The organism is Kitasatospora sp. NPDC091335 (assembly GCF_044757205.1).
In the GTDB taxonomy this organism is placed as follows: domain Bacteria; phylum Actinomycetota; class Actinomycetes; order Streptomycetales; family Streptomycetaceae; genus Kitasatospora.
Window position 1 is genome coordinate 393,746 of sequence record NZ_JBIVUM010000007.1, and the last position, 24,314, is coordinate 418,059.

A 24,314-nucleotide genomic window follows, 5' to 3' on the forward strand; every position below is an offset into this window, starting at 1 on the left:
CATAGTCACCGGGTGCCGACCACCCCACCCTCCTCCCCCCGCCGTTTCGCCTGGGCGAGCCGCAACTTCCGCATCCAGACCGCCGCCACCGTGATCAGCGGCCTGGGCAACGCCGGAGCCCCCATCGCCACCGCCTTCGCCGTGCTCGGCAACGGCGGCACCACCACCGAGGTCGGCTACGTCACCGCCGCCCGACTGGTGCCCACCGTGCTGCTCATGGTGGTCGGCGGCACCCTCGCCGACCGGCTGCCGCGCCACCTGATCATGGTCGCCGCCAACGTGTTCAGCGGCGTCTCCCAGGCCGTCCTGGCCGCCCTGGTGCTGACCGGGGACGTCCGGTTCTGGCAGATGATGGTGCTCTCCGCGGCCGGCGGGGCCGGCTACGCCCTGTACTCGCCCGCCTCCGGCGGCATGATCATGCAGGCCGTCCCCAAGGAGCACGCCGCCCGCGCCTTCGCGGTCTTCCGGATGGGCCTCAACGCCTCCCAGATCGGCGGCGCGGCCCTCGGCGGCGCGCTCACCGCCGCCGTCGGCCCCGGCTGGGTGCTCGCCCTGGACGCCCTCTGCTTCCTGGCCGCCGCCGCGCTCCGCTACTTCCTGGAGCCGGAGAAGGGCCCGGTGCCCTCCGGCGGCGGCATGCTGCGCGATCTGCGCGAGGGCTGGCGGGAGTTCGCCTCCCGCCGCTGGCTCTGGGTGATCGTGCTCCAGTTCTCCGTCCTGGTCGCCTGCATCAACGCGGTCGAGTCGGTGTACGGTCCGACCGCCGCCAAGGAGCGGCTCGGCGGCGCGGGCGCCTGGGGCCTGGCGATGTCCGCCTACGGCGTCGGGCTGGTGGCCACCGGCGTGCTGATGACCCGCTGGCGGCCCCGCCGGATCCTGCTGGTCGGCAACTGGGGGGTCTTCCTGTTCGGCGTGCCCGCCCTCGCCCTCGCCGCCGAGGTGCCGCTGCCGCTGCTGGTCGTCGCGATGTTCCTGTCCGGCGTCGGCGTCACCGTCTTCGGCGTCAACTGGATGGTCGCGCTCCAGCAGGAGATACCCGAGGAGATGTTCTCCCGGGTCAGCGCCTACGACGAACTCGGCTCCTACTCGCTGGCCCCGGTCGGCACCGCGCTGGCCGGGCCCGCCGCGGTGGCGCTCGGCCTGTCCGGAGCGCTCTGGGCGTGCGCCGTCATCTGCCTGGTGCTCAGCGCGGTCGTCCTGCTGGAACCGCAGGTGCGCCGGTTGAGCCGGCGGAGCACGACCGACGCACCGGTGTCCGTCAGCGAGCCCGCGCCCGCGCCGTGAGCCCCTGTGCGCCCCGCGTGCGCCCACCCCCCATGAGCAACCGGAGGTGCGCGCGGGTCGTCCGAACAGTCAGGAAACACCACTGTCTCTGGGGGCCACCGGTGCCGAAGCCACTGCTGTTCCTGGACGTCGACGGCGTCCTGAACCCGGTCTGCCCGCATCCGGACGCCGGGTTCGACGCCCACACCATGTTCGGCTACACCGTCCTGCTCTCCGCCCGGCACGGCGCCTGGCTGCGCGAACTCGCCCGCACGTACGACCTGGTGTGGGCGACCACCTGGGAGACCCACGCGAACACCCACATCGCCCCGGCGATCGGCCTGGACCCGCTCCCCGTGGTCACCTTCACCGGCTACGCCCCCCAGCCGGGCGACCCGCGCGTCCCGCTGATGGAGCTCTTCTCCGCCGCAAAGTGGGCCCCGCTGCTGCGCTACGCCGAGGGGCGCCCGTTCGCCTGGGTGGACGACGTCATCCCACCGCGGCTGGTCCGCCGCTCCCAGTGGCGCCGGGACCGCCTGCTGCTGCCCGTCGACCCCGGTCAGGGCCTGGAGCGCCGGCACGTCGACCGGCTGCTCGCCCGCCCGCCGCGCGGCCAGGCGCTGTCGGTCAAGGGGTCGGCAGCCAGCTGACGTGCCCGGCCAGCAGGGCGTACCCGACGAAGGCCACCGTGTCGATCAACGCGTGCGCCACCACCAGCGGCATCACCCGCCCCCAACGCCGGTACAGCAGGCAGAACACCACGCCCATCACCATGTTGCCGACCAGCCCGCCGACCCCCTGGTACAGGTGGTACGAGCCGCGCAGCACCGAACTCGCCGCCACCGCCACCGGCCAGGACCACCCCAGCTGCCGCACCCGGCGCAGCAGGTAGCCGAGGACGAGGACCTCCTCCAGGACGGCGTTCTGCCAGGCCGACAGCAGCAGCACCGGCACCCGCCACCACACGTCCGGCAGCCCGGACGGCGCCACCGTCAGGTTGTACCCGGCCGCCTGCGAGGCCAGGTAGAGCGCCAGCCCCGACCCGCCGATGGCGGCCGCGACGGCGGCGCCCCGGCCCAGGTCGCGCAGCTTCTGCCCGAGGTCGAAGCCCAGCACCCGCAGCGCCACGCCCTCGCGCACCAGCAGGTAGCCGACCAGCACCACCGGCATCAGCCCGCGCCCGATGTAGTACAGCTGCCACACCAGGTCCAGCCAGGGCCGCCCCGGCGCCCGCGAGCCGTTCAGCGTGGCGACCTGCTGGCCGAGCTTGAGCGGTTCGGTGAGCGAGCCGGTGAAGCTGATCAGCGCACTGATCCCGCTCGCCCCGAGGGAGAGGCCCAGGACGATCAGCAGCTCCGCGCCGAGCAGCCGACGGGTGGGCTTCGCGGTCTCCGGCGCGGTCGGGACGGTGGTCACGGGGGCTCCAGCGGACGGGCGGTCGCTCCGGCCGTCGGCCGACCGCCGGAGCGATCATCCTGACACAGCCGCCGCAGCGCCCCGGCGGGGAGGTCTCAGCCCACCGGCCAGGTGTGCACCGGCTCGCCGCCGCGCATGTGCTCGGCGTAGCGCCTGGTCATCGCCGCGAGCGCGGCCGGCCGGTCCATCCCGTACTGCTCGCGCAGCCGGTGGAAGGTCGCGGCCTGCCAGGTCGCGCCGTTGGTGCGGCGCAGGCAGCGCTGCTCGATGATGCCCAGGTAGCGGTCCCGGTCCGCGGGCTCCACACCCCACTCTTCGAGGCCCTGGTGGGCCATCGGCAGCAGCTCGTTCAGCACCAGGTCGACGGCGGACACCGTCTGCAGCCCGCCGCCGCGGCCGGCCCGCCCCTGGCGGGGCCACTGGAACACCGCGTCGATGCCGTACCGGGCGCCCTGCCGGAAGTTCTCGTCGGCCCGCTCGAACGGCAGCCGGGTCCAGACCGGCCTGGGCTGCTCGGCGAGCACCCGCACCAGCCCGTAGTAGAAGGCGGCGTTGGCCAGGGTGTCGGCCACCGTCGGCCCGGCCGGCAGAGCCCGGTTCTCCACCCGCAGGTGCGCGATCCCGCCCGCGACGTCGTACACCGGGCGGTTCCAGCGGTAGATGGTGCCGTTGTGCAGCCTCATCTCGGCGAGCCTGGGCGCACCGCCCGAGGACAGCACCTTCATCGGGTCCTCGTCGTCGCAGATCGGCAGCAGCGCGGGGAAGTACCGCAGGTTCTCCTCGAACAGGTCGTACGCCGAGTCCACCCAGCGCTCGCCGAACCAGGTGATCGGGCGCACCCCCTGCGCCTTGAGCTCCGCCGTACGGGTGTCACAGGCCTGCTGGAAGAGCACCGGACGGGTCTCCCGCCACAGCTCCCGCCCGAACAGGAACGGCGAGTTGGCGCCGAGCGCGAGCTGCGGCCCGCAGAGCGCCTGGGCCGCGTTCCACACCGAGGAGAACCGCTCCGGGGTCACCTGGAGGTGCAGCTGGAGCGAGGTCGCGGCGGCCTCGGCCACCATGGTGATCGACTCCAGCTGGAGGTGCTCGACCCCCTCGATGTCCAGCGCGATGTCCTCCCCGCGAGCGGCCAGGATCTGGTCGCTGAGCAGGCTGTACCGCTGGTTGTGGCTCATCGCGTCCAGCCCGGTGTGGGCGTGTTCCAGGGTCGGCAGGATTCCCACCATGACGATCCTGGCGCCCGCCTCGGCCGCCCGCCGGTCGGCGTAGCGCAGCCCGGTGTCGATCTCCTCGCGCAGTTCCTCGAAGACGTGTCCGCAGAGCCGGTGCGGGGTGATGTTGACCTCGATGTTGAACTTGCCCAGCTCGGTCTGGAAGTCGCTGGAGCCGATCGCGCTCAGCACCTGGGCGTTGTTCATGGCCGGCAGGCCCTGCTCGTCGGCCAGGTTGAGCTCGATCTCCAGGCCCATCACCGCCCGCGGCCGGTCGAAGCGGTCCTCCCCGAGCATCCGTCCGAGCGCTTCGAGGCAGGTCTGGAGCTTGCGCCGGTACAGCTGCCGGTCCGCCAGTTCCGCCCGAGTCGCCACGACCTTCTCGCCCACGGTCCCCTCCTCCAGAGCCACCCCGTCGAGCACCCGGTCGACCGACCGTGCAAGCATGATGCCCACCCCGAAGATCGATACCCGAATGCGCCTACTGGCTTGCATTGCAAGGCGTCTGACGGAGAATCAGTAGAACTGTGGACTTGCCCGACGCCACTGCCTGTGATAAACAGGTCACCCTGCGCATCTGTTCGAATCTCGCCAGCCCCCGGCCGGTCCGCCTTTGCCCCGAAGCTCCGGAACCCCGGAGCCTCGTCGACGGCGGCGACCGCGCCGGCACCGCGATCCTGCACAACCGGACACGGCCAGGCCCGTCACCGTGGACGCGTCGCCGCGCCATGCCGGTATGCCGCACTCGCACGCCGATCTCGCTTGGAGAGGCGGACCCCGCCATGACCCTGCAAACCCCCCAGCCCCCACCGAGCGCCCTGCGCGCCGTCCTGGGCGCGCTCGACTCGGAGACCGCACTGCGCCAGCCCGCCGCCGCAGCACTGCTCCGTCCGAACGGCCCCCTACTCCCCGCCCACCCGCTCGCGGTGTACGTCCTGAACGGCCCGCGCCCGGAGCTCCCGGCCGCCCGCCGCACCGGCTGGCGCTTCCTGATCAAGGACGGCACCGAGGTCGCCGCCGCCGCCGAGGTGGTGCAGAGCGCCGAGGGTCACACCTTCTCCCACTTCACCGCCGGCCCCTACCTCGACTCGACGGTCCGCGCCCTGCGCGAGGCCTGGCAGCTCGCCCAGGGCTCCAGGACCCGCCGGCAGCCCCGGCTGCTGACCTTCCCCGGCCAGTACGCCACGGCGCTCTGGCTGCACAGCCCCGACACCGATCCGACCGCCGACCTGCTGATCCCGCTGGCCCCGGCCCCACTCGGCGTCACCGCGCACCGCGCCTGCCCGGCCGCCGAACTGCTGCCGCTGCTCGCCCGCGCCCCGCTCGCCAGGCCGCTGCTGCTCGGCTCCTCCTGACCCGGCGACCCCACCGGCCGCCGGGCCCACCCGCCCGGCGGCCCTCAGCCGTGCCCGCGCGCCCGCCCCCGCGTTCCTCACCCGAACGGCACCCACCTGGACGAGCCATCCGCCATGGCCCCAACGGGCCATGTCCCGACTGACCCACTGGTGCGCCATTTCCCCGCTGTCCCACCTGAACGGGTGATCTATGCCCGGGAGTTGTGGCGCATGTCACGAAATCCCTGCGCGCGGGTCCGCAGATGCCGACACTGGGAACCAGCGTGGAAGGACCCCCTGTCCTACCCACTTGAGCGCCGGTCCACACTTGGCCGGCGTGCGGACAGGATCCGACTACCGCGGCGGCTCCGGACGGCCCGACCTCCGGCGTCCGCATCACGGGGAGGATCGCGAAGCGAAGCGAGGGTACGCGTATGTGCCAGCACCGTCCTGAGTGCCCGTCGGCCGAGTCGGAGGACCGTGAGGCGGCCGCGTCGGTGGCCCGCCACCCGGAGCAGGGCTGGAGCCTGCTCTGCAACGGCGTCGTCCTCTTCGAGGACACCGGAGAACTGCTGCCCGACGGCCGGGTGATCGCCCCGCGCCGCCCCGTCGCCCACGCGGCCTGACCACCCGGTCGGACCGTACGGCGGGGGCAGCCGCCGACGAACGAGCGCAACGGGCAGGGCCCCGGCGGAAACTCCGCCGGGGCCCTGCCGGTCCGAGCAGGACCTCCTCGGGTCCGGTCCGGTCAGACGCCGTACTCGTCCATGGGCGGGCAGGAGCAGACCAGGTTGCGGTCGCCGTACGCGCCGTCGATCCGGCTCACCGGCGGCCAGTACTTGTCCGCCGGGTTCACGCCCGCCGGGAAGACCGCCTCCTGCCGCGAGTAGCCGTGCGCCCAGTCACCGGCCAGCGTGGCGGCGGTGTGCGGGGCGTTGCGCAGCGGGTTGTCCTCGGCCGGCCACTCGCCCGAGCCGACCTTGTCGACCTCGGCCCGGATGGTGATCATCGCGTCGCAGAACCGGTCGATCTCGTGCAGGTCCTCGGACTCGGTCGGCTCGATCATCAGCGTGCCGGCCACCGGGAACGACATCGTCGGCGCGTGGAAGCCGTAGTCGATCAGGCGCTTGGCGATGTCGTCCACCGTCACGCCCGTCTCCTTGGTCAGCGGGCGCAGGTCGATGATGCACTCGTGCGCGACCAGGCCGCCGGGGCCGGTGTAGAGCACCGGGAAGTGCGGCGCCAGGCGCTTGGCGATGTAGTTGGCGTTCAGCACCGCGACCTGGGTCGCGTGCTTGAGGCCCTCGCCGCCCATCAGCCGGACGTACGCCCAGGAGATCGGCAGGATGGCCGCCGAGCCCCACGGCGCGGCCGAGATCGGGCCCACGCCGGTGGCCGGGCCCGCCTCCGCCTGGAGCGGGTGGTTCGGCAGGTACGGCGCCAGGTGGGCGCGCACCGCGACCGGGCCGACGCCCGGGCCGCCGCCGCCGTGCGGGATGCAGAAGGTCTTGTGCAGGTTCAGGTGCGAGACGTCCGCGCCGAACTTGCCCGGCTTGGCGAGGCCGACCAGGGCGTTCAGGTTGGCGCCGTCCACGTACACCTGGCCGCCGGCCTCGTGCACCAGGGCGCAGATGTCGGTGATCTGGGTCTCGTACACGCCGTGGGTGGACGGGTAGGTGACCATCAGCACGGCGAGGCTGTCGCGGTGCTGCTCGATCTTGGCCTTCAGGTCCTCGACGTCCACGTCGCCGTCGACCAGGGTCTTCACCACGACCACGCGCATGCCGGCCATCACCGCGGAGGCCGCGTTGGTGCCGTGCGCCGAGGACGGGATCAGGCAGACGTCACGCTGGGTGTCGCCGTTGGCGTGGTGGTAGGCGCGCACGGCCAGCAGGCCGGCCAGCTCGCCCTGGGAGCCCGCGTTCGGCTGGATCGAGACGGCGTCGTAGCCGGTCACCTCGACCAGCTGCTGCTCCAGCTGGCGGATCAGGGTCAGGAAGCCCTGGGCCTGGTCGATCGGCGCGAAGGGGTGCAGCTGGCCGAACTCCGGCCAGGTCACCGCCTCCATCTCGGTGGTCGCGTTGAGCTTCATGGTGCAGGAGCCCAGCGGGATCATGCCGCGGTCCAGCGCGTAGTCCCGGTCCGACAGGCGGCGCAGGTAGCGCAGCATGGCGGTCTCCGAGCGGTGACTGTGGAAGACCGGGTGGGTCAGGTACTCGTCCTCGCGCAGCAGCGCGGCGGGCAGCGCCCCGGCGGCCTCGGCGATCTCGACGGCGGGGACGCCGAACGCGGCCCAGACGCCGGCCAGGTGCTCGCGGGTGGTGGTCTCGTCGGTGGAGACGGAGATCCGGTCCGCGCCGTCCTGGTGGACGTTGATGCCGTTGGCGCGGGCGGTGGCGGCGATCTCGGCGGCGCGGCCCGGGACGACGGCGGTGACGGTGTCGAAGAACTCGCCGTGCAGCAGCTCCACGCCGCCGGCCCGCAGGCCCTCGGCGAGAGCGGCGGCGTAGCGGTGGGTGCGGCGGGCGATGTCGGCCAGGCCGTCCGGGCCGTGGTAGACGGCGTACATGGAAGCCATCACGGCGAGCAGCACCTGGGCGGTGCAGATGTTGCTGGTGGCCTTCTCGCGGCGGATGTGCTGCTCGCGGGTCTGCAGCGCCAGGCGGTAGGCGCGGTTGCCGTCGGCGTCGACGGAGACGCCGACCAGGCGGCCCGGCAGCGAGCGGGCGTACTCGGCGCGCACCGACAGGTAGCCGGCGTGCGGGCCGCCGAAGCCCATCGGCACGCCGAAGCGCTGCGAGGTGCCGCAGGCGATGTCGGCGCCCAGCGCACCCGGGGACTTGAGCAGGGTCAGCGCGAGCAGGTCGGCGGCGACGGCGACGATCGCGCCCAGGCCGTGCGCCTGCTCGATCACCGGGGCGAGGTCGCGGACCACACCCGTGGCGCCGGGGTACTGGAGCAGCACGCCGAAGACGCCGCGCTCGGCGATCTCGGCCGGGATGCCCTCGGACAGGTCCGCGACGACGACCTCGACACCGGTCGGCACGGCGCGGGTGTTGATCACCGCGGCGGTCTGCGGCAGGGTCTCGGCGTCGACCAGGAAGACGCCGCCCTTGACCTTGGTGACGCGGCGGGCCAGCGCCATCGCCTCGGCGGCCGCGGTGCCCTCGTCCAGCAGCGAGGAGCCGGAGGTCGGCAGGCCGGTCAGGTCGGAGACCAGGGTCTGGAAGTTGAGCAGCGCCTCCAGGCGGCCCTGCGAGATCTCCGGCTGGTACGGGGTGTACGCGGTGTACCAGGCCGGGTTCTCCATGACGTTGCGCAGGATCACCGGCGGGGTGAAGGTGCCGTAGTAACCCAGGCCGATCATCGGCTGGAGCACCTGGTTGTGGCCGGCCAGCTCGCGCAGCTCGGCGAGGACCTGAGCCTCGCTCCGGCCCGCGGGCAGGTCGAGGGCGGTGATGGAGCGGATCGCCTCGGGCACCGCAGTGGCGGCGAGCTCGTCCAGCGAGCCGTAGCCGACGGACGCCAGCATCTTCTCCTGCGCGGCGGCGTCGGGGCCGATGTGGCGGTTCTCGAAGGGGCTGGCCAGCTCAAGCTCGGTGAGGGTCGAGGCGCCGGTGGGGCGTCCCGCGTTCGGCTGGGCGTTCATGGTGGTCGAGGCCTCCTGGTCACGGACCGGCGGGGGTGCGCACGCCGGCCGGCCTTCGCCGCTGCGGACAGCGGCTCAGCCTGGGCGGGCGACCCGAAAGGCCTCCCCCTCTGTCATCGGGACCTGAGAGCTTCACCCGCACGGTGCGCTGTGGGCGCCCCGTCGGCTTGCACCGTCGGTGAGGGTGGTGATCGTCGGCTCCCATGCCGACGGTCCTGCCCTGCTTTCCAGAGTGACCTACCCCACACGGTACGGATGCCTGAGAGATTCCGGGGAGGAGTTGCTCCTTCGGCGCTCCGACCAGCGGTTTTCGCGGTCGGAGACTCTCCCGAGCGGGCTCTGCGGTCGCCGCCCAGGGTACCAGCGGGAGACCTCCCGATCACGGGTGCGTCAGGTCGCTTGAGATCTACGCGCGTCCCCCGGACGGTCCAGCGCGCAGCCCGTCCGGCGCACCCCGGTCGCGCCCGTCCGATTCATGGCTTTTGGTGTGAAGTGGCGGACGGAACGGGTGCTCCGGCCGCCTTCCTGCGGGAGTTCCGCAGGCTCAGCGCACTGGAGGCATGAGTGCAGACCGACATCGACCCCCGGGACCTCATCGGTCACAAGGCCGTCGACCGCAACGGAGACAAGATCGGCACGGTCGACGAGGTCTACCTGGACGACGCGACCGGACGGCCCGAGTGGGCCGCGGTCCGGACCGGCATCTTCGGCCGGGACGCCTTCGTCCCGCTGACCACGAGCGAGTTCGCCGGCGACGAACTCCGGGTGCCGTACGACAAGTCACTGGTGAAGGAGTCGCCGGACTTCGGCGTCGGCCAGCACCTGTCGCCCGCGCAGGAGCTCCAGCTCTACCGCTACTACGGGCTCGACACACCGGCGGACGGCCGCCCGAACGGCGAGAACGGGAGCCGCCCCAAGCAGCCCGACCTGGAGTTCGGCACCACCGCGGCCGCCGCCACGACGGCCGCGGCGGCCCCGGCCAAGTCGCTCACCTTCCACACCGCCGAGCGCTCGCCAGAACCCGCCCCGGCCAAGCCGGCCGTCATCCCGTTCGCGTCCACCGCCGCGGACACCGCCAGGACCGCCCCGGAGGACGACATGCGGACCCTCAGCACCCCCGAGGCCACCACCTCCACCACACCTGGCGCACCTGCCGCGCCCACCGCGGAACCGAAACCCCAGTCGCAGCCCGCTCCCACCCCCGCCCCGACGGCGGCAGCCACGACCACCACGAACGTCACGAGCACCGGCCCCGCCTCGACCGCCCTCAGCGGCCCGGTCGAGATCACCTGCCGCGAGGAGCGACTGGAGATCACCACCGAGTGGCGCACCCTGGGCACCGCGAAGCTGCGCAAGTACGTGACGACCGAACAGGTCGAGCGCCGCGTACCGGTGGTCCGCGAGCGCGTCCGGGTCGAACGGATGCCGGTCAGCGACGCCGAGCGCGCCACCCTCACCGAGAAGGACATCGCCGAGGCCGTCGAGGAGGTCACCCTCCGTGAGGAACACCCGGTGGTCCGCAAGTTCCTCGCCCCCATCGAGCGGGTCCGCCTGGTCGTCGAGCGCTACACGACCGAGGAGGTGATCCGGGACGAGCTCCGCCGCGAGCAGGTCGAGGTCCACGACACCACCACCCCCGCCTCTGCCTCCCCGCCCCCCGACGCCGTGTCCCGCAGCACCCCGTCCCCCGACTCACCCCGCCCGGCCTCACTGCGGCCACTCGTCTGACCGCACCCGCGCGCGACAAGGGCCCCGGACAACCGTCCGGGGCCCTTGTCGCGTACCCGACCCTTCGGCTTTACCAAGTCTTAACCAGTCGATATTTGACACTCTGAAGTATCCACTGCAAAGTTACTTCAGTTCATTCACTATGTACGGGAGGAAGCAACCGTGAGTGAGGCACCACAGCCCACCACCGCGGCCGAGAAGCAGAGCAGCGCCCGGGTCCTGCCGGCCCTCATCCTGGCGATGCTGTCGTTCAGCGTGGTGCAGACCGCGGTCGTCCCGATCCTGCCCTCGCTGGCCAAGGAACTGGACGTCTCGGCGTCCAGCATCACCTGGCTGATGACCGCCAACCTGCTCTCCGCAGCCGTGCTGACTCCCCTGCTGGGCCGCTTCGGCGACCTCCGGGGCCGCAAGCCGATGCTGCTGATCTCGCTGGCCGGCCTGGTCGCCGGTTCGGCCCTGGCGGTCAGCACCCACTCCTTCACCTGGCTGGTCGTCGCCCGTGTCCTCCAGGGCGCCGGCGGTGGCGTCCTGCCGCTGGCGATCAGCATCGTCCGTGACGAGCTGCCCAAGCAGAAGGTGACCGGCGGCGTCGCCGCCATCAGCGCCTCGATGGGCGTCGGCTCCGGCCTCGGCCTGGTCGCCACCGGCCTGCTGCTGGAGCACTGGAGCTACAAGTCGATCTTCTGGATGGGCCTGCTCTTCGGCCTGCTCGCGGTCGCCCTGGTCGCCTTCCGCGTCCCGTCCGACCCGGTCACCGACAAGGAGGGCGGCGCCGACCCGCTGGGCGCCCTCACCCTGGCCGGCTGGCTCTCCGCCCTGCTGGTCGCGGTCAGCCAGGGCAACCACTGGGGCTGGACCTCCACCAAGACCCTCGGCCTGTTCGCCGTCGCCGCCGTGGTCGCCCTGGTCTGGGGGATCATCGAGACCAGGGTCGCGCACCCGCTGGTGGACATGAAGATGATGTCCCGCCCGGCCGTCGCGTTCACCAACCTGGCCGGCCTGCTCATCGGCTTCGGCATGTACGGCTCCTTCATGGTCATCAGCAACTTCGCCCAGACCCCGGAGAAGCTGACCCACTACGGCTTCACCGCCACCGTGCTGCACGCCGGCATCATGCTGCTGCCGTCCGCCCTCGGCTCGATGGTCGCCGCCCCGCTCGGCGCCCTGCTGATCGGCCGCCGCGGCCCGCGCCTGCCGCTGGTCCTCGGTGGCGTCCTCGGCGCCGTCGCGATGGCCTACCTGGCCGTGCGCCACAGCCACGAGGCCGACATCTACACCGCCTCGGCGATCTTCGGCCTCGGCATCGGCCTCGCGTTCTCCGCGATGCCGGCCTACATCAACGGCGCCGTCCCGGCCGAGCAGAGCGGCATCGCCAACGGCATGAACGCCGTGCTGCGCACCGTCGGCGGCGCGATCGGCACCGCCGTCATGGCCGCCATCCTGACCGGCGACACCATGAAGCTGCCGCCGCAGATCCCGTTCTCCTTCCCGACCCTGGACGCCTACAAGCACGCGTTCTGGACCGCGGCCGTCGTCTGCGTCGTCGCCGGCGTCGTCCCGTTCCTGATCCGCGGCGTCAAGTCGGCCGCCACCCCGACCGTCGTCGGCGGCTCGGCCAAGCAGGACTCCAGCCCCGAGCTGGTCAAGACCGACGCCTGACGAGGCGTCCGGCCCCCGCGCTCAGGGACAGGGCGCGGGGCCCGGCCTCCGTACGCCGTGAGGGCATCACGAACGTACGGGGACCGGCACGGTGATGCGGCCCCACCCGGTACTCCCCCACCGGGCGGGGCCGCTTTCGCGTCTCAGTGCCCGCGGTCCGGCCGATCGGCCCCGCCGTCCCCCGCCGCCGGACCGTCCTCGTCCCCGCCCTGGCCCCGGCGCAACGGCAGCGCCCCGGACGGTTCGAGTGCCGGGTCGTCCACCGCGAAGGTCCGCACCCGCCCCGGCCCGCTCCACGGCGTCTCGAACCGTACGGTGACCCTCCCGACGCCGCTGCCCTGCACCCACCCCGGTCCGAACTCCTCGTGCCGGACGTCCTGTCCAGGCATCCAGCGGCGCACCACGACGGCCTCCGGCTCCTCCTCGGCCTGCTCCGTCCCGGCCACCGCCTCCGCCTGCTCCGCGGCCTCCTCCCGCAGCGCCTGGGCGAACAGGTCCTCCTGCGTGTAGTCGGCGAGTTGGGTGACCCCCACGCCGAGCAGCCGGACCCCGCCGGTGATGTCCACCTGCTCGGCCAGCCGGCGCGCGGTCGCGGTGATCACCGCCTCGTCGTCGGTGGGCCCGCCGAGCGTCTCCGAGCGGGTCAGCGTCGAGAAGTCGAAGCGCCGGACCTTGAGCACCACCGTCCGCCCCGAGCGCGCGGCCGCCCGCAGCCGCCGCACGCACCTGCCGGCCAGCGCCTCCACCTCGCGCAGCACCCGGTCCCGGTCGGCCAGGTCCACCTCGTAGGTGTCCTCCACCGACACGGACTTGGCGTCCTGGTCCGCGATCACCGGCCGGTCGTCCAGCCCCATGGACATCTGGAAGATCCCGGCGCCGTGCGCCCGCCCGACCAGCTGCACCAGCTCCGCCTCCCCCGCCTCCGCGAGGTCGGCCACCGTGTTCAGCCCGGCCCGGCGCAACACCTGCTCGGTGGCCGGGCCGATCCCCGGCAGCGCCCGCACCTGCATCGGGCCGAGCACGGCCCGCTCCTGCCCGGGCTCGACCATGACCAGCCCGTCCGGCTTGGCCTGTTCGGAGGCGATCTTGGCCATCAGCTTGGAACCGGCCGCACCGACCGAGCCGGTCAGCCCGGTCAGCCGCTCGATGTCCGCCCGCAGGTCCTCCGCCAGCGCGAGCACCAGCCGCTCGCCGGTCCCGTGGTCCGCCTCCAGCAGCGCCGGACCGTACGGACCTGCCTCCAGGTCCACGAAGGCCTCGTCCAGGCTGAGCGGCTGCACCAGCGGGGACAGCTGCCGCAGCAGCCCCATCACGATCTCGCTGTTCTGCCGGTAGGCCTCGAACCGCCCCGACAGGTAGGCCGCGTTGGGGCAGAGCCGGCGCGCCTGCGCCATCGGCATCGCCGAGTGCACCCCGAACTTCCGTGCCTCGTACGAGGCCGTGGAGACCACCCCGCGCCCGCCGAGCCCGCCGACGACCACCGGCTTGCCGCGCAGGCTCGGCTTGGCCGCCTGCTCCACCGCCGCGAAGAAGGCGTCCATGTCGAGGTGGATGATGCTCGGCAGAGATCGCACCCGCCGATCATCGCGTACGGGTCCGACAGTGCGTACGAACCCGGCCGGACGCCCACCGGCCGGCCCCGGGCGCTACTTCCCCGCGGCCTCCGCCAGCGCCTTCGGGATGCCGTCCTCCTCGGGCCCGAGGAACACCGGGTCCGGCCGCAGCCAGGCGTTGGCCGCCGCCTTGCCGGCCCCGGCCACCTCCCGCAGCCCGCCGTACAGCCAGGTCGCGTCGTGCAGCTCCGGCACCCCGACCGCGTACGAGCGGATGCCCGCCGCCTCGCACAGCGCCAACGCCCGGCGGACGTGGAAGTCCTGGCTCACCAGCACCGCGTGGTCCACCCCGAAGATCCGGCGCGCCCTGGTGCAGGAGTCCCAGGTGTCGAAGCCCGCGTAGTCCCGGACCACCCGGTCCTCGGGCACCCCGTGCTGGGTCAGGTAGGTGTACATCGCGTCGGGCTCGGAGTACGCGGCCCGCCCGTTGTCCCCGGTCACCAGGATCGCCCGCACCTTCCCCTCCCGGTACAGGTCCAGCGCCGCGACCAGCCGGTGCTCCAGGTACGGCGAGGGCCTGCCCTGGTCCAGCCCGGCGCCGAAGACCACCGCGACCGGCGCGGGCGGCGCGCTCTCCACCGTGCCCACCCGGTCCCCGGCGGAGAACCACACCCAGGCGCTCGGTGCCAGCGCCAGCGAGCAGAGCACCGTCCCGGCCTGGAACACCCTGCGCTGCGTCCGCCGCCCACGCAGCCGTGCCCCCAGCAGCCCGGCCCTGCGCCGCAGCAACCCCGATATCCCGGTGCCGATCCCCACGTGCCCTCCCTCGATCACGTCAACCAGGCAACACGACGGGGCCGCGGGCCCGAACGGTTCCCCGTCCGGGCCCGCGGCCCCGTCGAACGCCTCGTCAGACCGCCCGGTTGCGGCGCTGCGCCAGTTCGTCACCCGGGTCGTGCCCGACCAGCGTCTCGCCCGTGTCGGTGCGCTCGGCGTGCAGCCGCCCGAGGGTGAGTTCCAGCTCCCGCCAGACCGCTCCCACCGCGATGCCGAAGACCCCCTGACCGCCCTTCAGCAGGTCCACCACCTGCTGCGGCGTGGAGCACTCGTACACCGTCGCGCCGTCGCACAGCAGCGTCATCCCGGCCAGGGCCGCCGGGTCGGCGGCCTGGAGGTGGGCGACGGCCACCCGGATGTTCTGCAACGAGACGCCCGCGTCGAGCAACCGCTTCACGATCTTCAGCAGCAGGATGTCGCGGAAGCTGTACAGCCGCTGGCTGGTCGACGGGTACGCCGTACGGACGCTGGGCTCCAGCAGTCCGGTACGGGCCCAGTAGTCCAGCTGGCGGTAGGTGATGCCGGCCGCCGCGCAGGCCGTCGGGCCGCGGAAGCCGAGCAGTTCCGATGTCGGGGCCAGCCGCTCGATCGCGGGCTGGCCCGGTTGTACGGCCGGGAACCTGCCCACCCGGGGCAGATCCGTGACGGTGCGAGCGGTGCGCGGCATGTGCACGGCGCACCGGCCTCCCACGGCCGCGTCATCGCCGGTGCTGCTCATGCCTGCCTCCGTCCACTCGTGCTGCGGGCAACCCGACTGCGGGCATCGGCTCCCCGGACAGCCACTCCTGACGGTAGGCAGTCCCCTATGACCCGTCAACGATCGCCACGCCGGGTCAGACAAACCACATCACTCAGGAGAGTGGTTTTTCGTGCCCCTAGTGTGGGTAGGTGGCTGATTTTTGGCAAAACGGGCGGGTCAAATAGCCGATCGGACGGTCCCCGCTACTGCGGACCGCTGCCCCCGAAGTCCTCGGGCGACACCTGGTCGAGGAACTCGCGGAACTTCTCGACCTCGTCCTCCTGCTCGTCCGGGATCGCGATGCCCGCCTCGGCGAGCACCTCCTCGCTCCCGTAGATCGGCGTGCCGGTGCGCAGTGCCAGCGCTATGGCGTCGGACGGCCTGGCGCTCACCTCGACCCCGCCGGCGAACACCAGCTCGGCGTAGAACACGCCCTCCCGCAGGTCGGTGATCCGGACCTCGGTGAGCTGCTGGCCGAGCGCCTCCAGGACGTCCTTGAACAGGTCGTGCGTCAGCGGGCGCACCGGCGTCATGCCCTGCTGGGCGAAGGCGATCGCGGTCGCCTCGCCGGGGCCGATCCAGATCGGCAGGTAGCGATCTCCCCCGACCTCCCGAAGCAGCACGATCGGCTGGTTGGAAGGCATCTCCACTCGGACACCCACGACGTCGAGCTCATTCACACAGGCAACCCTATGGCTCCGCTCCCGGATATGAAAGCGCAGGGCCGACGCCGCTGGTCAGCGCGGTGCACCCGACGCCGCGAGCCGGTCACGACCGCTACCCGCGGGTCCGCAGACCGGCCTGGACCATCGCCGCGTGCAGCCGTACCGACAGCGTCGCCAGCTCCCGTGCGGTGGCCTCCGCGTGTGCCCTGGTCTGCGGGTTCCGGTGCCGGCGCAACGGTGCCACCACCTGTTCCACCAGCGCGATCTCGCGGTCCGCCGCCGCCTTCATGGCCCGCAGGTGCCGGGGCTCCAGCCCGTACCGGCCGAGCTCCGCGACCAGCCTGGCCACCTGGAGCGCCTCGCCGTCGTACCCGCCGTCCGAGCCCGGGACGACCAGCCCGTAGGCCTCCCACTCGGCGAGTTCCCGCTCCCCGGCCTCGGCCGCCGCCAGCAGCTCGGCGCGCCCCAGCCGGACCCCGGACGGCACCTCGCCCGAGGCCACCAGCTCCCGGTCCGCCTCCTCCAGCGGCCCGGGCCTGGCGTCGGCGGGGGGCAGCGCGGGCGGGCTCTCCCCGCGTTCGATGGCGTCCAGGTGCTCGCGGATCACCCGCAGCGGGAGGTAGTGGTCCCGCTGCATGCGCAGGACGTAGGCCAGCCGCTCGACGTCGGCCGGGCTGAACTTGCGGTACCCCGAGGGCGTGCGCTGCGGCTCGACCAGCCCCTCCGCCTCCAGGAAGCGGATCTTGGAGATGGTGACCTCGGGGAAGTCGTCGCGCAGGAAGGCCAGCACCGCGCCGATGCTCAGCAGTTCGTCACCGCCGCGCCGGCGCCCGGCCGGCCGCTCCGGCCTGAGCGGCTGCCGCGGACCCGCGACCACCCCGCGCCCGCCGCGGTCCGCCTGCGGACCGGACGGGGCTGGGGTGGCCGCCCCGAGAGAAGAGGAAGGGGTATTCGTGTTCACTCGGGCTCCTGCCTGCGTCGTTTTCAGTACCCCCGGTTGTGGCCGGCGAAGAACACCAGCCGGTACTTCCCGATCTGCACCTCGTCGCCGTTGTTCAGCGACACCTCGTCGATCCGCTCCCGGTTCACGTAGGTGCCGTTGAGGCTGCCCACGTCCGCGACGCTGAAGCCGGCCTGGGTGCGGCGGAACTCCACGTGGCGGCGGGAGACCGTGACGTCGTCCAGGAAGATGTCACCCTGCGGGTGACGTCCCGCCGTGGTGACGTCCGAGTCCAGCAGGAAGCGGCTGCCCGAGTTCGGACCGCGCTGCACGATCAGCAGGGCCGAGCCCGGCGGCAGCGCGTCGATCGCCGACAGCACCTCGGCCGACAGCGCCGGCGTGGCGCCGGTGCTGGTGCCGGTCGTGGCGCTCGGATCGTACGACTCCAGGCCGGAGATGGAGATGGTCGACGTGGTCTCCGCCGCCCCCTCCGGGAGCAGGCCGCCGCGCAGCGCCGTACCGCAGTTGGAGCAGAACCGGGCCGCGGCCGGGTTCCGGTTGCCGCACCTGGGGCACGGAGTGGGGCCAGCCATGTTCACAGCCTCCTGGCGCGGCACACCCGACGGGTTGTGCCCGGCGTACGGGTCCGGAGCAAACCCTCCACCAGAGGTTGAGGGTCCTGACGGGAAACCTATGCGCGGCTCGCCGGAGGGGTCAACCGACGCGCCGTAGCCCGCCGGATTCCCCACGTACTGGGCGGCGCCGCCGTCCCGGTACAGCTGCTGCCCGGCGTACGGGCCGGACTCGGGGGCGGGTCGCATGCCGGGCACGGCGGGCTCGTCCTCCGGACGGCGGTGGCGAGCGGTCGGCGCCTCGACGGCGGCCGCGTCGCGGCCCTTGTTGCGACCGAACAACTTCGAGAAGAAACTCACGGGCGAATCCCCTTGCGTGTGACAGACCCGCCCGCGGGGCAGGGTGAGAACCTCGGACATGCTGCGAGCCCGGTCATTGCGGCTCGGGCCCGCCGGAGTGGCACTCCGGCCGGTGGTGCTGCGGTTGTTGATGCTGTGGCTGTTGGTGCTGCGGCTGCCAGTCCTGCGGCCGCCGGTACTGCGGTTGTCGCTCCGGAGCGTACCGGTGCGAACCAGTCTCGCCCATGTGACGGCGGCGCCCCGCGGCGGGTGCCGCCCGCCCTTGACGGGCCGTTCGTCGGGCGCCCCGTCACTTCGAAGCCGGCTTGGCGTACTGCGGCGACTTCGGGTCCACGAGGGCGTCCACGACCACCTTCTGCTGCTGGGTGATCGTCGCCCGCGCCTGGTGGCTCTCCAGCGTGCGGACGACACCTCCCGGGATGTTCAGCGCGGGTGTCAGATCCTGCGGGTTCCCCACGACCGTGAACCGGTAGGGCTGCGAGACCTTCTTCCCGTCGATCTGCACCCCACCGGCCGACAGGTCGGTGAAGTAGGTGTTGACCACCACGCGCACATCGTTGATCTGAATCGCCTCCGCCCCCGCCGCTCGAAGTTCTTGCAGGGTGTCCAGCAGCATATCTGCCTTCACCTGCCCTTGGGGATCATCGACCGTGAGTACGATGCCGGGACCAGTGGCTTTGACGGTGCCGGCGAGCACGCCCAGCTCCGTCACCTTCTTCCTGGTCTGTTCCTGCGCCTCCTTGGCCTGGTTGGAGCTGTTCTCCAACTTCGCCAGGGACTGCTCCAGCTCCGCCTTCTCCTGCTGGAGACGTTGCTGACGGCTGTCCAGTTCATCGAGGATCCGGACCAGGTCCTCCTGGCGCGCCCCGCGCAGCTGACTGTGGTGGTCGTTGGTCGACCGCACCTGGATCGCCAGCCCCAGGCCGAGCGAGAACAGCAGCAGCGCCACCACCAGCTGCCCGCGCGACAGCCGCGGCGGCCAGAGCGCCGCCTTCAGCCGCCGCCGGCCGGCACTCCGGTCCACGGCGGGCGGCTGCTCGGCGGCTTCTGCTGCTTCGCGCTCGGGCACCGCTTCGGGCTCGGACGCTGCCACCGGCTCGGCCGCGGGTGCGGGCTCAGCCTCCGGCGCCGGCTCGACCGCCTTCGTGAGCCGCAGCGTCGGCTCGGACACCGGACCGGCCTCAGGCTCAGCCTTAGCGTCAGACTTCGGTTCCGACACGTCCTGCGCCCCGACGGGCTCCCCGTCCGTCCCGGGCTCGGGCTCCTCGACGGGCTTCGCGGGAGGCTTCTCGTCCGGCTTCCCAGCGGCCTTCCCGGCTCCCGCAGGCTCCCGCTTCTCCTCCGCCGCCTCGCGGCCGGGCTCAGGCGCGGAAGACATGGCGCCGGATCGCGGCCGCGTTGGAGAAGATGCGGATGCCGAGGACGACGACCACGCCCGTGGAGAGCTGCGAGCCGACGCCCAGCTGGTCACCGAGGAACACGATCAGTGCCGCGACCACCACGTTCGACAGGAACGAGACGATGAACACCTTGTCGTTGAAGATCCCGTCGAGCATCGCCCGAACGCCACCGAACACTGCGTCCAGCGCCGCCACCACCGCGATCGGCAGGTAGGGCACAACGGCGTCCGGCACCTCGGGTTGGACGAAGAGGCCGACGACCACCCCGATCACAAGACCCAGTACGGCAATCACGGTCTGGCTGCTCCTGTCCCTGGCGTGGTCTTGGTGGGTCCGGTCGACGGACGTCGCTTGGTGGTCGGCGAGGTGGACGCGGAAGGCGGGGCCGACGGTGAGAGCGACGCGCCGGAGCCCTCCGGGGTTCCGGTGCTACCCGACGGCGTGCCGCTCGGGGCGGCCGGGGTCGCCGTGGGCGAGGGCTCGGGCGTCACCGGCTGCGCGGTCCGCAGCGTCACCCCCACCGCCGCCGGCAGCGTCAGGTTCTTCTGCGCGGAGAGCGTCGACTTGATGCCGTACTGCTCCTGGAGCAGCCGCAGGTACTCCCCGGCCATGTCCTTCTGGAAGGCGGTGAGGAGCTTCGAGCCGTCCCCGATCGCCTGGATGTTGTACGGCGGCACCAGCGGCCGGTTGTCCACCAGCACCGCCTCGCCCGCGGCCCGGATCGCGGACAGCGCGGTCAGCCGCTGTCCGTTGATCGCGATCGCCTCGGCCCCGGATCCCCAGAGGCCGTTCACCACCAGTTGCAGGTCGCGGTCCCGCAGCCGGCCGCTGCTGGAGAAGCCCTGCCCGGCCCGCGGGTCGACGTTGCCGCCGGCGCCCGTGCCCGCGGCGTCCTCCAGGACCAGCTTCACCCCCGGTCCGGTGACCTCACCGAGACCGACGGCACCGGTCACCCCGCCGGGATCACCGGGACCCGAGGCGAGCGCCTGCTGCTGCGTGCTGTCGACCTTGAGCCGCAGCTCCTGCACCTGCTTCTGCAAGTGGTCGGCCGAGGTGTTGCTGTCGTTGATCCGGTGGATCAGCGCGTCCCGCTCCTTGGCCAGCGTCGGCTCGGCCTTGTGCGCGTTCACCGCGCCCACCGTCACCACCGCTCCGACCAGCGCCAGCCCGGCGCCCAGCGTGAGCAGGCCCGACAGGGTGCCGGGTATCCGGCTGTCGCGGGCCCCGCCGCGCGCGGCGGCCGCCTCCGCGTAGCCCTCGTCCAGGCTGTGGTCCATCACGCCGGTCAGCAGGGACATCGAGGCGTCCGGGCGGTTGTACCGTCCGTTCGGAGCACTCGGTGTCGGCGTCGCTGGCATGGAGACCATCGTCCCATGTCGCCGCAGGGGCCCGTGCACGGCCCCTGAGCTGCACACACGCTGCACACATGGCAGAAAGTGACGGACCGTTCCGAATGATGTGAAAACGGACAGCGAGGCGCGCGGATCACACCGCGCGCCCCGCCGTTCGGGGTCGTCGTCCGGGACTCAGGTCCGCACCGGGCTCACGCCCTGGCCGTCACCGCCCCGCACCGTCGACCACCGCCGCCCACTCGTCCAGCAGCGCCTCGGTGGCCTCGTCGTCGGGGCCCTCCGCCCACAGATGGGTGACCGCCTCGGCCGGGTCGGGCAGCACCAGCGTCCAGCGCCCGTCCGCCTCGACCACCCGGACGCCGTCGGTGGTGTCCAGCCGACGGCTGCCTGCCGCCTCCACCACCGAACGCATGACCATGCCCTTGGCCGCCCACGGCGTCGCGATGTCCCGGCGCCGGATGTGCGCCTGCGGAATCCGCGCGTCGATCTGGCTCAGCGTGAGCTGGGTCCTCGCCACCAGGCCGACCAGCCGGACGAAGGCCGCGGCGCCGTCCAGCACCCCGCTGAACTCGGGCACCACGAAGCCACCGCGCCCGTCCCCGCCGAACACCGTGCCCTCGGCGGAGGCTGCCTTCGCGAGGTCGTCCGGCGTCGTCGTGGTCCAGATCACCTGGGTGCCGTGGTAGGCGGCGACCTGCTCGGCGATCCGGGTCGTGGTCACCGGCAGCGCCACCTGCCCGCTGCGCCGCTCGGCCGCGACCAGGTCCAGCAGCACCAGCAGCGCCCGGTCGTCGTCGATCACTCGGCCCAGCTCGTCGACGAACGCGACGCGCTCGCCCACCGGGTCGAAGCGCACGCCGAAGGCCGCCCGGGAGGAGGCCACCAGCTCGCCCAGCCTGGCCAGACCGGCCCGCCGCACCTCGGCGTCCTCGGTCGGCCTGGCCTCGTCCAGCCCACTGGAGACGGTGAGCGCCTCGACCCCGAGTCGGCCGAGGATGCTCGGAAGGACGAGGCCCGCACTGCCGTGCGCGGTGTCCACGACCACCTTCAGCCCGGCCTCCCGGACCCCGGTGGTGTCCACCGTCCGCAGCAGGTTGCCCGCGTAGGAGTCGAAGACGCTGGACGGGAAGGTCAGGTCCCCGATCTCGCCGGGGAAGGCCCGCCGGTACTCCTGACGTGCGTAGACCCGGTCCAGCTTGCGCTGCCCGGCCTGCGAGAGATCCGCCCCGCGCTCGTCGAAGAAGAGGATGTCCAGCGAGTCCGGCACTCCGGGCGTGGTCCGCAGGAAGATCCCGCCCGCGCTCCCCCGCGCCGTGTGCTGCCGGGCCACCGGCATCGGCACGTTCTCCAGGTCCCTGACGTCGATCGCGGAGGTCTGGAGCCCCGAGATCATCGCCCGTTTGAGTGCACGCGCACCACGCGAGTGGTCACGCGCAATGGTGACGGTGGCGCCCTTCTTCAGCGTCGTCGCGTACGCTCCCGCGAGCCGGACGGCCAGCTCCGGGGTGATCTCGACGTTCAGGATGCCCGAGACCCCGCGCACCCCGAACAGGTGCTCCTGGCCGCGCGACTCCCAGATCACCGAGGTGTTGACGACGGCGCCGGCCTCGATGGTCTTGAACGGGTAGACCCGGACGTTCGCGCCGATGATCGACTCCTCGCCGACCAGGCACTCGTCGCCGATCACCGCGCCGTCCTCGATCCGCGCGGCCCGCATCACGTCGGTGTTCTTGCCGACCACGCAGCCCCGCAGATTGCTCTGCGGCCCGACGTACACGTTGTCGTGCACCACCGCCTTGTGCAGGAACGCGCCGCGCTTGACGACCACGTTGCTGCCCAGCACGGTGTGCTCGCGGATCTCCACGCCGGCCTCGACCTTGGCGTAGTCGCCGATGTACAGCGGCCCGCGGAGCACCGCCTCGGGGTCCACCTCGGCGCCCTCGGCGACCCAGACGCCCGGCGAGATCTCGAACCCGTCGAGCTCGACGTGGACCTTGCCCTCCAGGACGTCCGCCTGGGCCTTGCCGTAGCTCTCGTGGGTGCCCACGTCCTCCCAGTAGCCCTCGGCGACGTAGCCGTAGACCCGCTTGCCCTCCTTCAACAGCTGCGGGAAGACGTCACTCGACCAGTCGACGGACTCACCCGCCGCGACGTAGTCGAAGACCTCGGGCTCCATCACGTAGATACCGGTGTTCACCGTGTCGGAGAAGACCTGCCCCCAGGTCGGCTTCTCCAGGAAGCGCTCGACCCTCCCCTCGTCGTCCGTGATCGTGATACCGAACTCCAGTGGATTCGGCACCCTCGTGAGACAGACGGTGACCAGAGCGTTCTTGCTTCGGTGAAAGTCGATCAATTCCGAGAGATCGAAGTCGGTCAGCGCGTCACCGGAGATCACCAGAAAGGAATCGTCCTTGAGCGCGTCCTCAGCGTTCTTGACACTCCCCGCAGTGCCCAGTGGCGTCTCCTCGTGGGCATAGGTCAGATGCATGCCCAGCTCTTCGCCGTCACCGAAATAGTTCTTGACCAGTGACGCCAGAAACTGCACGGTGACGACGGTGTCGGAGAGGCCGTGCCGCTTCAGCAGCCGAAGCACGTGCTCCATGATCGGCCTATTGGCGACCGGAAGCAGCGGCTTCGGCATGCTGGAGGTCATCGGGCGGAGTCGGGTGCCCTCGCCCCCTGCCATTACAACGGCTTTCATTACGGGTGCGTCCTCCTTCGCGGTGGTGGACCAGCAGGTCCATCAAACCGTTCCAGAGGGTTCTCTACCCGGAAGGTATCGTCCGACGCACCGATGGGGCGTGGGGCTTCTCTCAGATCACGTCTCAGACTGTGGACGCCGCGCCGGCCCTGCTCGCCCGGACGATCCGCCTCGCCTGAACCGCGTAGAGAATCGCGGCCCACCAGTACAGCGTCGTGCCCCACCAGATGAAGGCCCAGCTCACGACCTCGGCCGGCCGGGCGATCCAGTTGTCCACGCTTCCGAGCAGCAGAAGCGGAAACGCGTACATCAGATTGAAGGTCGCGGCCTTCCCCAGGAAACTCACCTGGAGCGGGCCGTAACCGTGCCGGTTCAGAATCGGCAGCAGCGCCGCGATGAATACCTCACGGGCCAACAGGATCGCGGTGAGCCACCACGGCAGAATCTCGCGCCAGGTCAACCCGACCAGCGTGGACAGCACATAGAGCCGGTCGGCCAGCGGATCGAGCAGCTGCCCCACCCGGCTGATCTGCCCCCACCGCCGGGCGAGCTTTCCGTCCAGGTAGTCGCTGACCCCGCTCAACGCCAGGATCAACAGTGCCCAACCGTCATTGTTGGGCCCGTCGAAGACCGGCCACAGGATGAGCCAGAGAAAGAGCGGAACACCGACCAGTCGGCCCATGCTCAGCATGTTGGGGATGGTGAGGACGCGATCGGTCTGGACCCGCGTCTCCTGGACCTCCACCCGGGGGCCTCCTGTCCCGTGTGACGACAATGCACATTGACCCTACAACAGAGAAACCCCCGACCGGTTCACCCGGCGGGGGTTTCTCTCGAATGATTGTTCGGCGGCGTCCTACTCTCCCACAGGGTCCCCCCTGCAGTACCATCGGCGCTGTAAGGCTTAGCTTCCGGGTTCGGAATGTAACCGGGCG

General features: G+C 71.9%; 20 protein-coding genes, 1 rRNA gene and 1 riboswitch. Of the genes, 6 read left to right on the forward strand and 15 right to left on the reverse strand.

The window, feature by feature from the left end:
* Window positions 1–12: 12 nt before the first annotated feature.
* Together ACIQOW_RS18285 and ACIQOW_RS18290 are read left to right on the forward strand one after the other, a co-directional pair.
* Complete coding sequence (locus ACIQOW_RS18285) at window positions 13–1,284, forward strand: MFS transporter (protein ID WP_401085851.1); 1,272 nt, start codon at window positions 13–15, stop codon at window positions 1,282–1,284.
* Between the two features lie 101 nt (window positions 1,285–1,385).
* Complete coding sequence (locus ACIQOW_RS18290) at window positions 1,386–1,913, forward strand: HAD domain-containing protein (RefSeq protein WP_401085853.1); 528 nt, start codon at window positions 1,386–1,388, stop codon at window positions 1,911–1,913.
* Here ACIQOW_RS18290 and ACIQOW_RS18295 read toward each other — a convergent pair.
* Together ACIQOW_RS18295 and ACIQOW_RS18300 are read right to left on the reverse strand one after the other, a co-directional pair.
* On the reverse strand, window positions 1,891–2,679 hold the full coding sequence (locus ACIQOW_RS18295; protein WP_401085855.1) for a CPBP family intramembrane glutamic endopeptidase: 789 nt from the start codon (window positions 2,677–2,679) through the stop codon (window positions 1,891–1,893). The two genes, ACIQOW_RS18290 and ACIQOW_RS18295, sit on opposite strands and share 23 nt — an antisense overlap.
* Before the next feature lie 95 nt (window positions 2,680–2,774).
* A complete protein-coding gene (locus ACIQOW_RS18300) occupies window positions 2,775–4,280 on the reverse strand; it encodes a glutamate--cysteine ligase (RefSeq protein WP_401085900.1) in 1,506 nt (501 codons plus the stop codon).
* Window positions 4,281–4,672: 392 nt separating this feature from the next.
* Between ACIQOW_RS18300 and ACIQOW_RS18305 the strand changes: the two genes are divergently transcribed.
* Both ACIQOW_RS18305 and ACIQOW_RS18310 read left to right on the forward strand, forming a co-directional pair.
* On the forward strand, window positions 4,673–5,245 hold the full coding sequence (locus ACIQOW_RS18305; RefSeq protein ID WP_401085858.1) for a hypothetical protein: 573 nt from the start codon (window positions 4,673–4,675) through the stop codon (window positions 5,243–5,245).
* Between the two features lie 413 nt (window positions 5,246–5,658).
* A complete protein-coding gene (locus tag ACIQOW_RS18310; protein ID WP_188300053.1) occupies window positions 5,659–5,850 on the forward strand; it encodes a DUF5999 family protein in 192 nt (63 codons plus the stop codon).
* Between the two features lie 122 nt (window positions 5,851–5,972).
* On the opposite strand, the gene gcvP is transcribed toward ACIQOW_RS18310, so the two are convergent.
* Window positions 5,973–8,873, reverse strand: a complete 2,901-nt coding sequence (gene gcvP / locus ACIQOW_RS18315; RefSeq protein WP_401085859.1) for an aminomethyl-transferring glycine dehydrogenase — start codon at window positions 8,871–8,873, stop codon at window positions 5,973–5,975.
* Between the two features lie 237 nt (window positions 8,874–9,110).
* Window positions 9,111–9,214, reverse strand: a riboswitch (glycine riboswitch).
* A 223-nt stretch (window positions 9,215–9,437) separates the two neighbouring features.
* Here gcvP and ACIQOW_RS18320 point away from each other — a divergent pair.
* Both ACIQOW_RS18320 and ACIQOW_RS18325 read left to right on the forward strand, forming a co-directional pair.
* Window positions 9,438–10,601: a PRC and DUF2382 domain-containing protein gene (locus ACIQOW_RS18320; RefSeq protein WP_401085862.1), complete on the forward strand. Its 1,164-nt coding sequence runs from the start codon at window positions 9,438–9,440 to the stop codon at window positions 10,599–10,601.
* A 162-nt stretch (window positions 10,602–10,763) separates the two neighbouring features.
* The gene (locus tag ACIQOW_RS18325) at window positions 10,764–12,260 is read left to right on the forward strand and encodes an MFS transporter (protein ID WP_401085865.1); all 1,497 of its coding nucleotides are present in this window, start codon (window positions 10,764–10,766) and stop codon (window positions 12,258–12,260) included.
* Window positions 12,261–12,403: 143 nt separating this feature from the next.
* Here the strand turns inward: ACIQOW_RS18325 and ACIQOW_RS18330 are convergent, their stop codons facing one another.
* The 12 genes from ACIQOW_RS18330 to rrf all read right to left on the reverse strand — a co-directional run.
* Window positions 12,404–13,834 carry a DNA polymerase IV gene (locus ACIQOW_RS18330; protein ID WP_401085868.1) on the reverse strand — a complete coding sequence of 477 codons (1,431 nt, stop codon included), beginning with the start codon at window positions 13,832–13,834 and terminating at the stop codon, window positions 12,404–12,406.
* Between the two features lie 72 nt (window positions 13,835–13,906).
* Entirely contained in the window at window positions 13,907–14,623 is a 717-nt protein-coding gene (locus tag ACIQOW_RS18335; RefSeq protein WP_401085902.1) for a vancomycin high temperature exclusion protein, read from the reverse strand.
* Between the two features lie 100 nt (window positions 14,624–14,723).
* Window positions 14,724–15,368: a MerR family transcriptional regulator gene (locus tag ACIQOW_RS18340; protein WP_188300048.1), complete on the reverse strand. Its 645-nt coding sequence runs from the start codon at window positions 15,366–15,368 to the stop codon at window positions 14,724–14,726.
* Window positions 15,369–15,592: 224 nt separating this feature from the next.
* The gene (locus ACIQOW_RS18345) at window positions 15,593–16,069 is read right to left on the reverse strand and encodes a bifunctional nuclease family protein (protein WP_030303568.1); all 477 of its coding nucleotides are present in this window, start codon (window positions 16,067–16,069) and stop codon (window positions 15,593–15,595) included.
* Window positions 16,070–16,166: 97 nt separating this feature from the next.
* A complete protein-coding gene (locus tag ACIQOW_RS18350) occupies window positions 16,167–16,859 on the reverse strand; it encodes a MerR family transcriptional regulator (RefSeq protein WP_401085905.1) in 693 nt (230 codons plus the stop codon).
* A 179-nt stretch (window positions 16,860–17,038) separates the two neighbouring features.
* Window positions 17,039–17,926, reverse strand: a complete 888-nt coding sequence (locus ACIQOW_RS18355) for an FHA domain-containing protein (RefSeq protein ID WP_188300047.1) — start codon at window positions 17,924–17,926, stop codon at window positions 17,039–17,041.
* 289 nt (window positions 17,927–18,215) lie between these two features.
* Window positions 18,216–19,097, reverse strand: a complete 882-nt coding sequence (locus ACIQOW_RS18360) for a DUF881 domain-containing protein (protein ID WP_401085871.1) — start codon at window positions 19,095–19,097, stop codon at window positions 18,216–18,218.
* Between the two features lie 190 nt (window positions 19,098–19,287).
* A complete protein-coding gene (locus tag ACIQOW_RS18365; RefSeq protein WP_030062488.1) occupies window positions 19,288–19,620 on the reverse strand; it encodes a small basic family protein in 333 nt (110 codons plus the stop codon).
* On the reverse strand, window positions 19,617–20,684 hold the full coding sequence (locus tag ACIQOW_RS18370; RefSeq protein ID WP_401085874.1) for a DUF881 domain-containing protein: 1,068 nt from the start codon (window positions 20,682–20,684) through the stop codon (window positions 19,617–19,619). Before ACIQOW_RS18370 ends, ACIQOW_RS18365 begins: the two co-directional genes overlap by 4 nt.
* Window positions 20,685–20,883: 199 nt before the next feature.
* Window positions 20,884–23,379, reverse strand: a complete 2,496-nt coding sequence (locus ACIQOW_RS18375; RefSeq protein WP_401085876.1) for a sugar phosphate nucleotidyltransferase — start codon at window positions 23,377–23,379, stop codon at window positions 20,884–20,886.
* A gap of 124 nt (window positions 23,380–23,503) precedes the next feature.
* Window positions 23,504–24,124, reverse strand: a complete 621-nt coding sequence (locus ACIQOW_RS18380; protein ID WP_401085879.1) for a CDP-alcohol phosphatidyltransferase family protein — start codon at window positions 24,122–24,124, stop codon at window positions 23,504–23,506.
* A gap of 98 nt (window positions 24,125–24,222) precedes the next feature.
* Window positions 24,223–24,314: ribosomal RNA gene (gene rrf, locus ACIQOW_RS18385) — 5S ribosomal RNA — on the reverse strand; the annotation flags it as partial.

Coding starts and splice junctions, on each gene's coding strand:
- ACIQOW_RS18370 (WP_401085874.1), bottom strand. CDS start 20,684: ATGCCAGCGACGCCGACACCGAGTGCTCCGAACGGACGGTACAACCGC.
- gcvP (WP_401085859.1), bottom strand. CDS start 8,873: ATGAACGCCCAGCCGAACGCGGGACGCCCCACCGGCGCCTCGACCCTC.
- ACIQOW_RS18375 (WP_401085876.1), bottom strand. CDS start 23,379: ATGAAAGCCGTTGTAATGGCAGGGGGCGAGGGCACCCGACTCCGCCCG.
- ACIQOW_RS18340 (WP_188300048.1), bottom strand. CDS start 15,368: ATGAGCAGCACCGGCGATGACGCGGCCGTGGGAGGCCGGTGCGCCGTG.
- ACIQOW_RS18305 (WP_401085858.1), top strand. CDS start 4,673: ATGACCCTGCAAACCCCCCAGCCCCCACCGAGCGCCCTGCGCGCCGTC.
- ACIQOW_RS18310 (WP_188300053.1), top strand. CDS start 5,659: ATGTGCCAGCACCGTCCTGAGTGCCCGTCGGCCGAGTCGGAGGACCGT.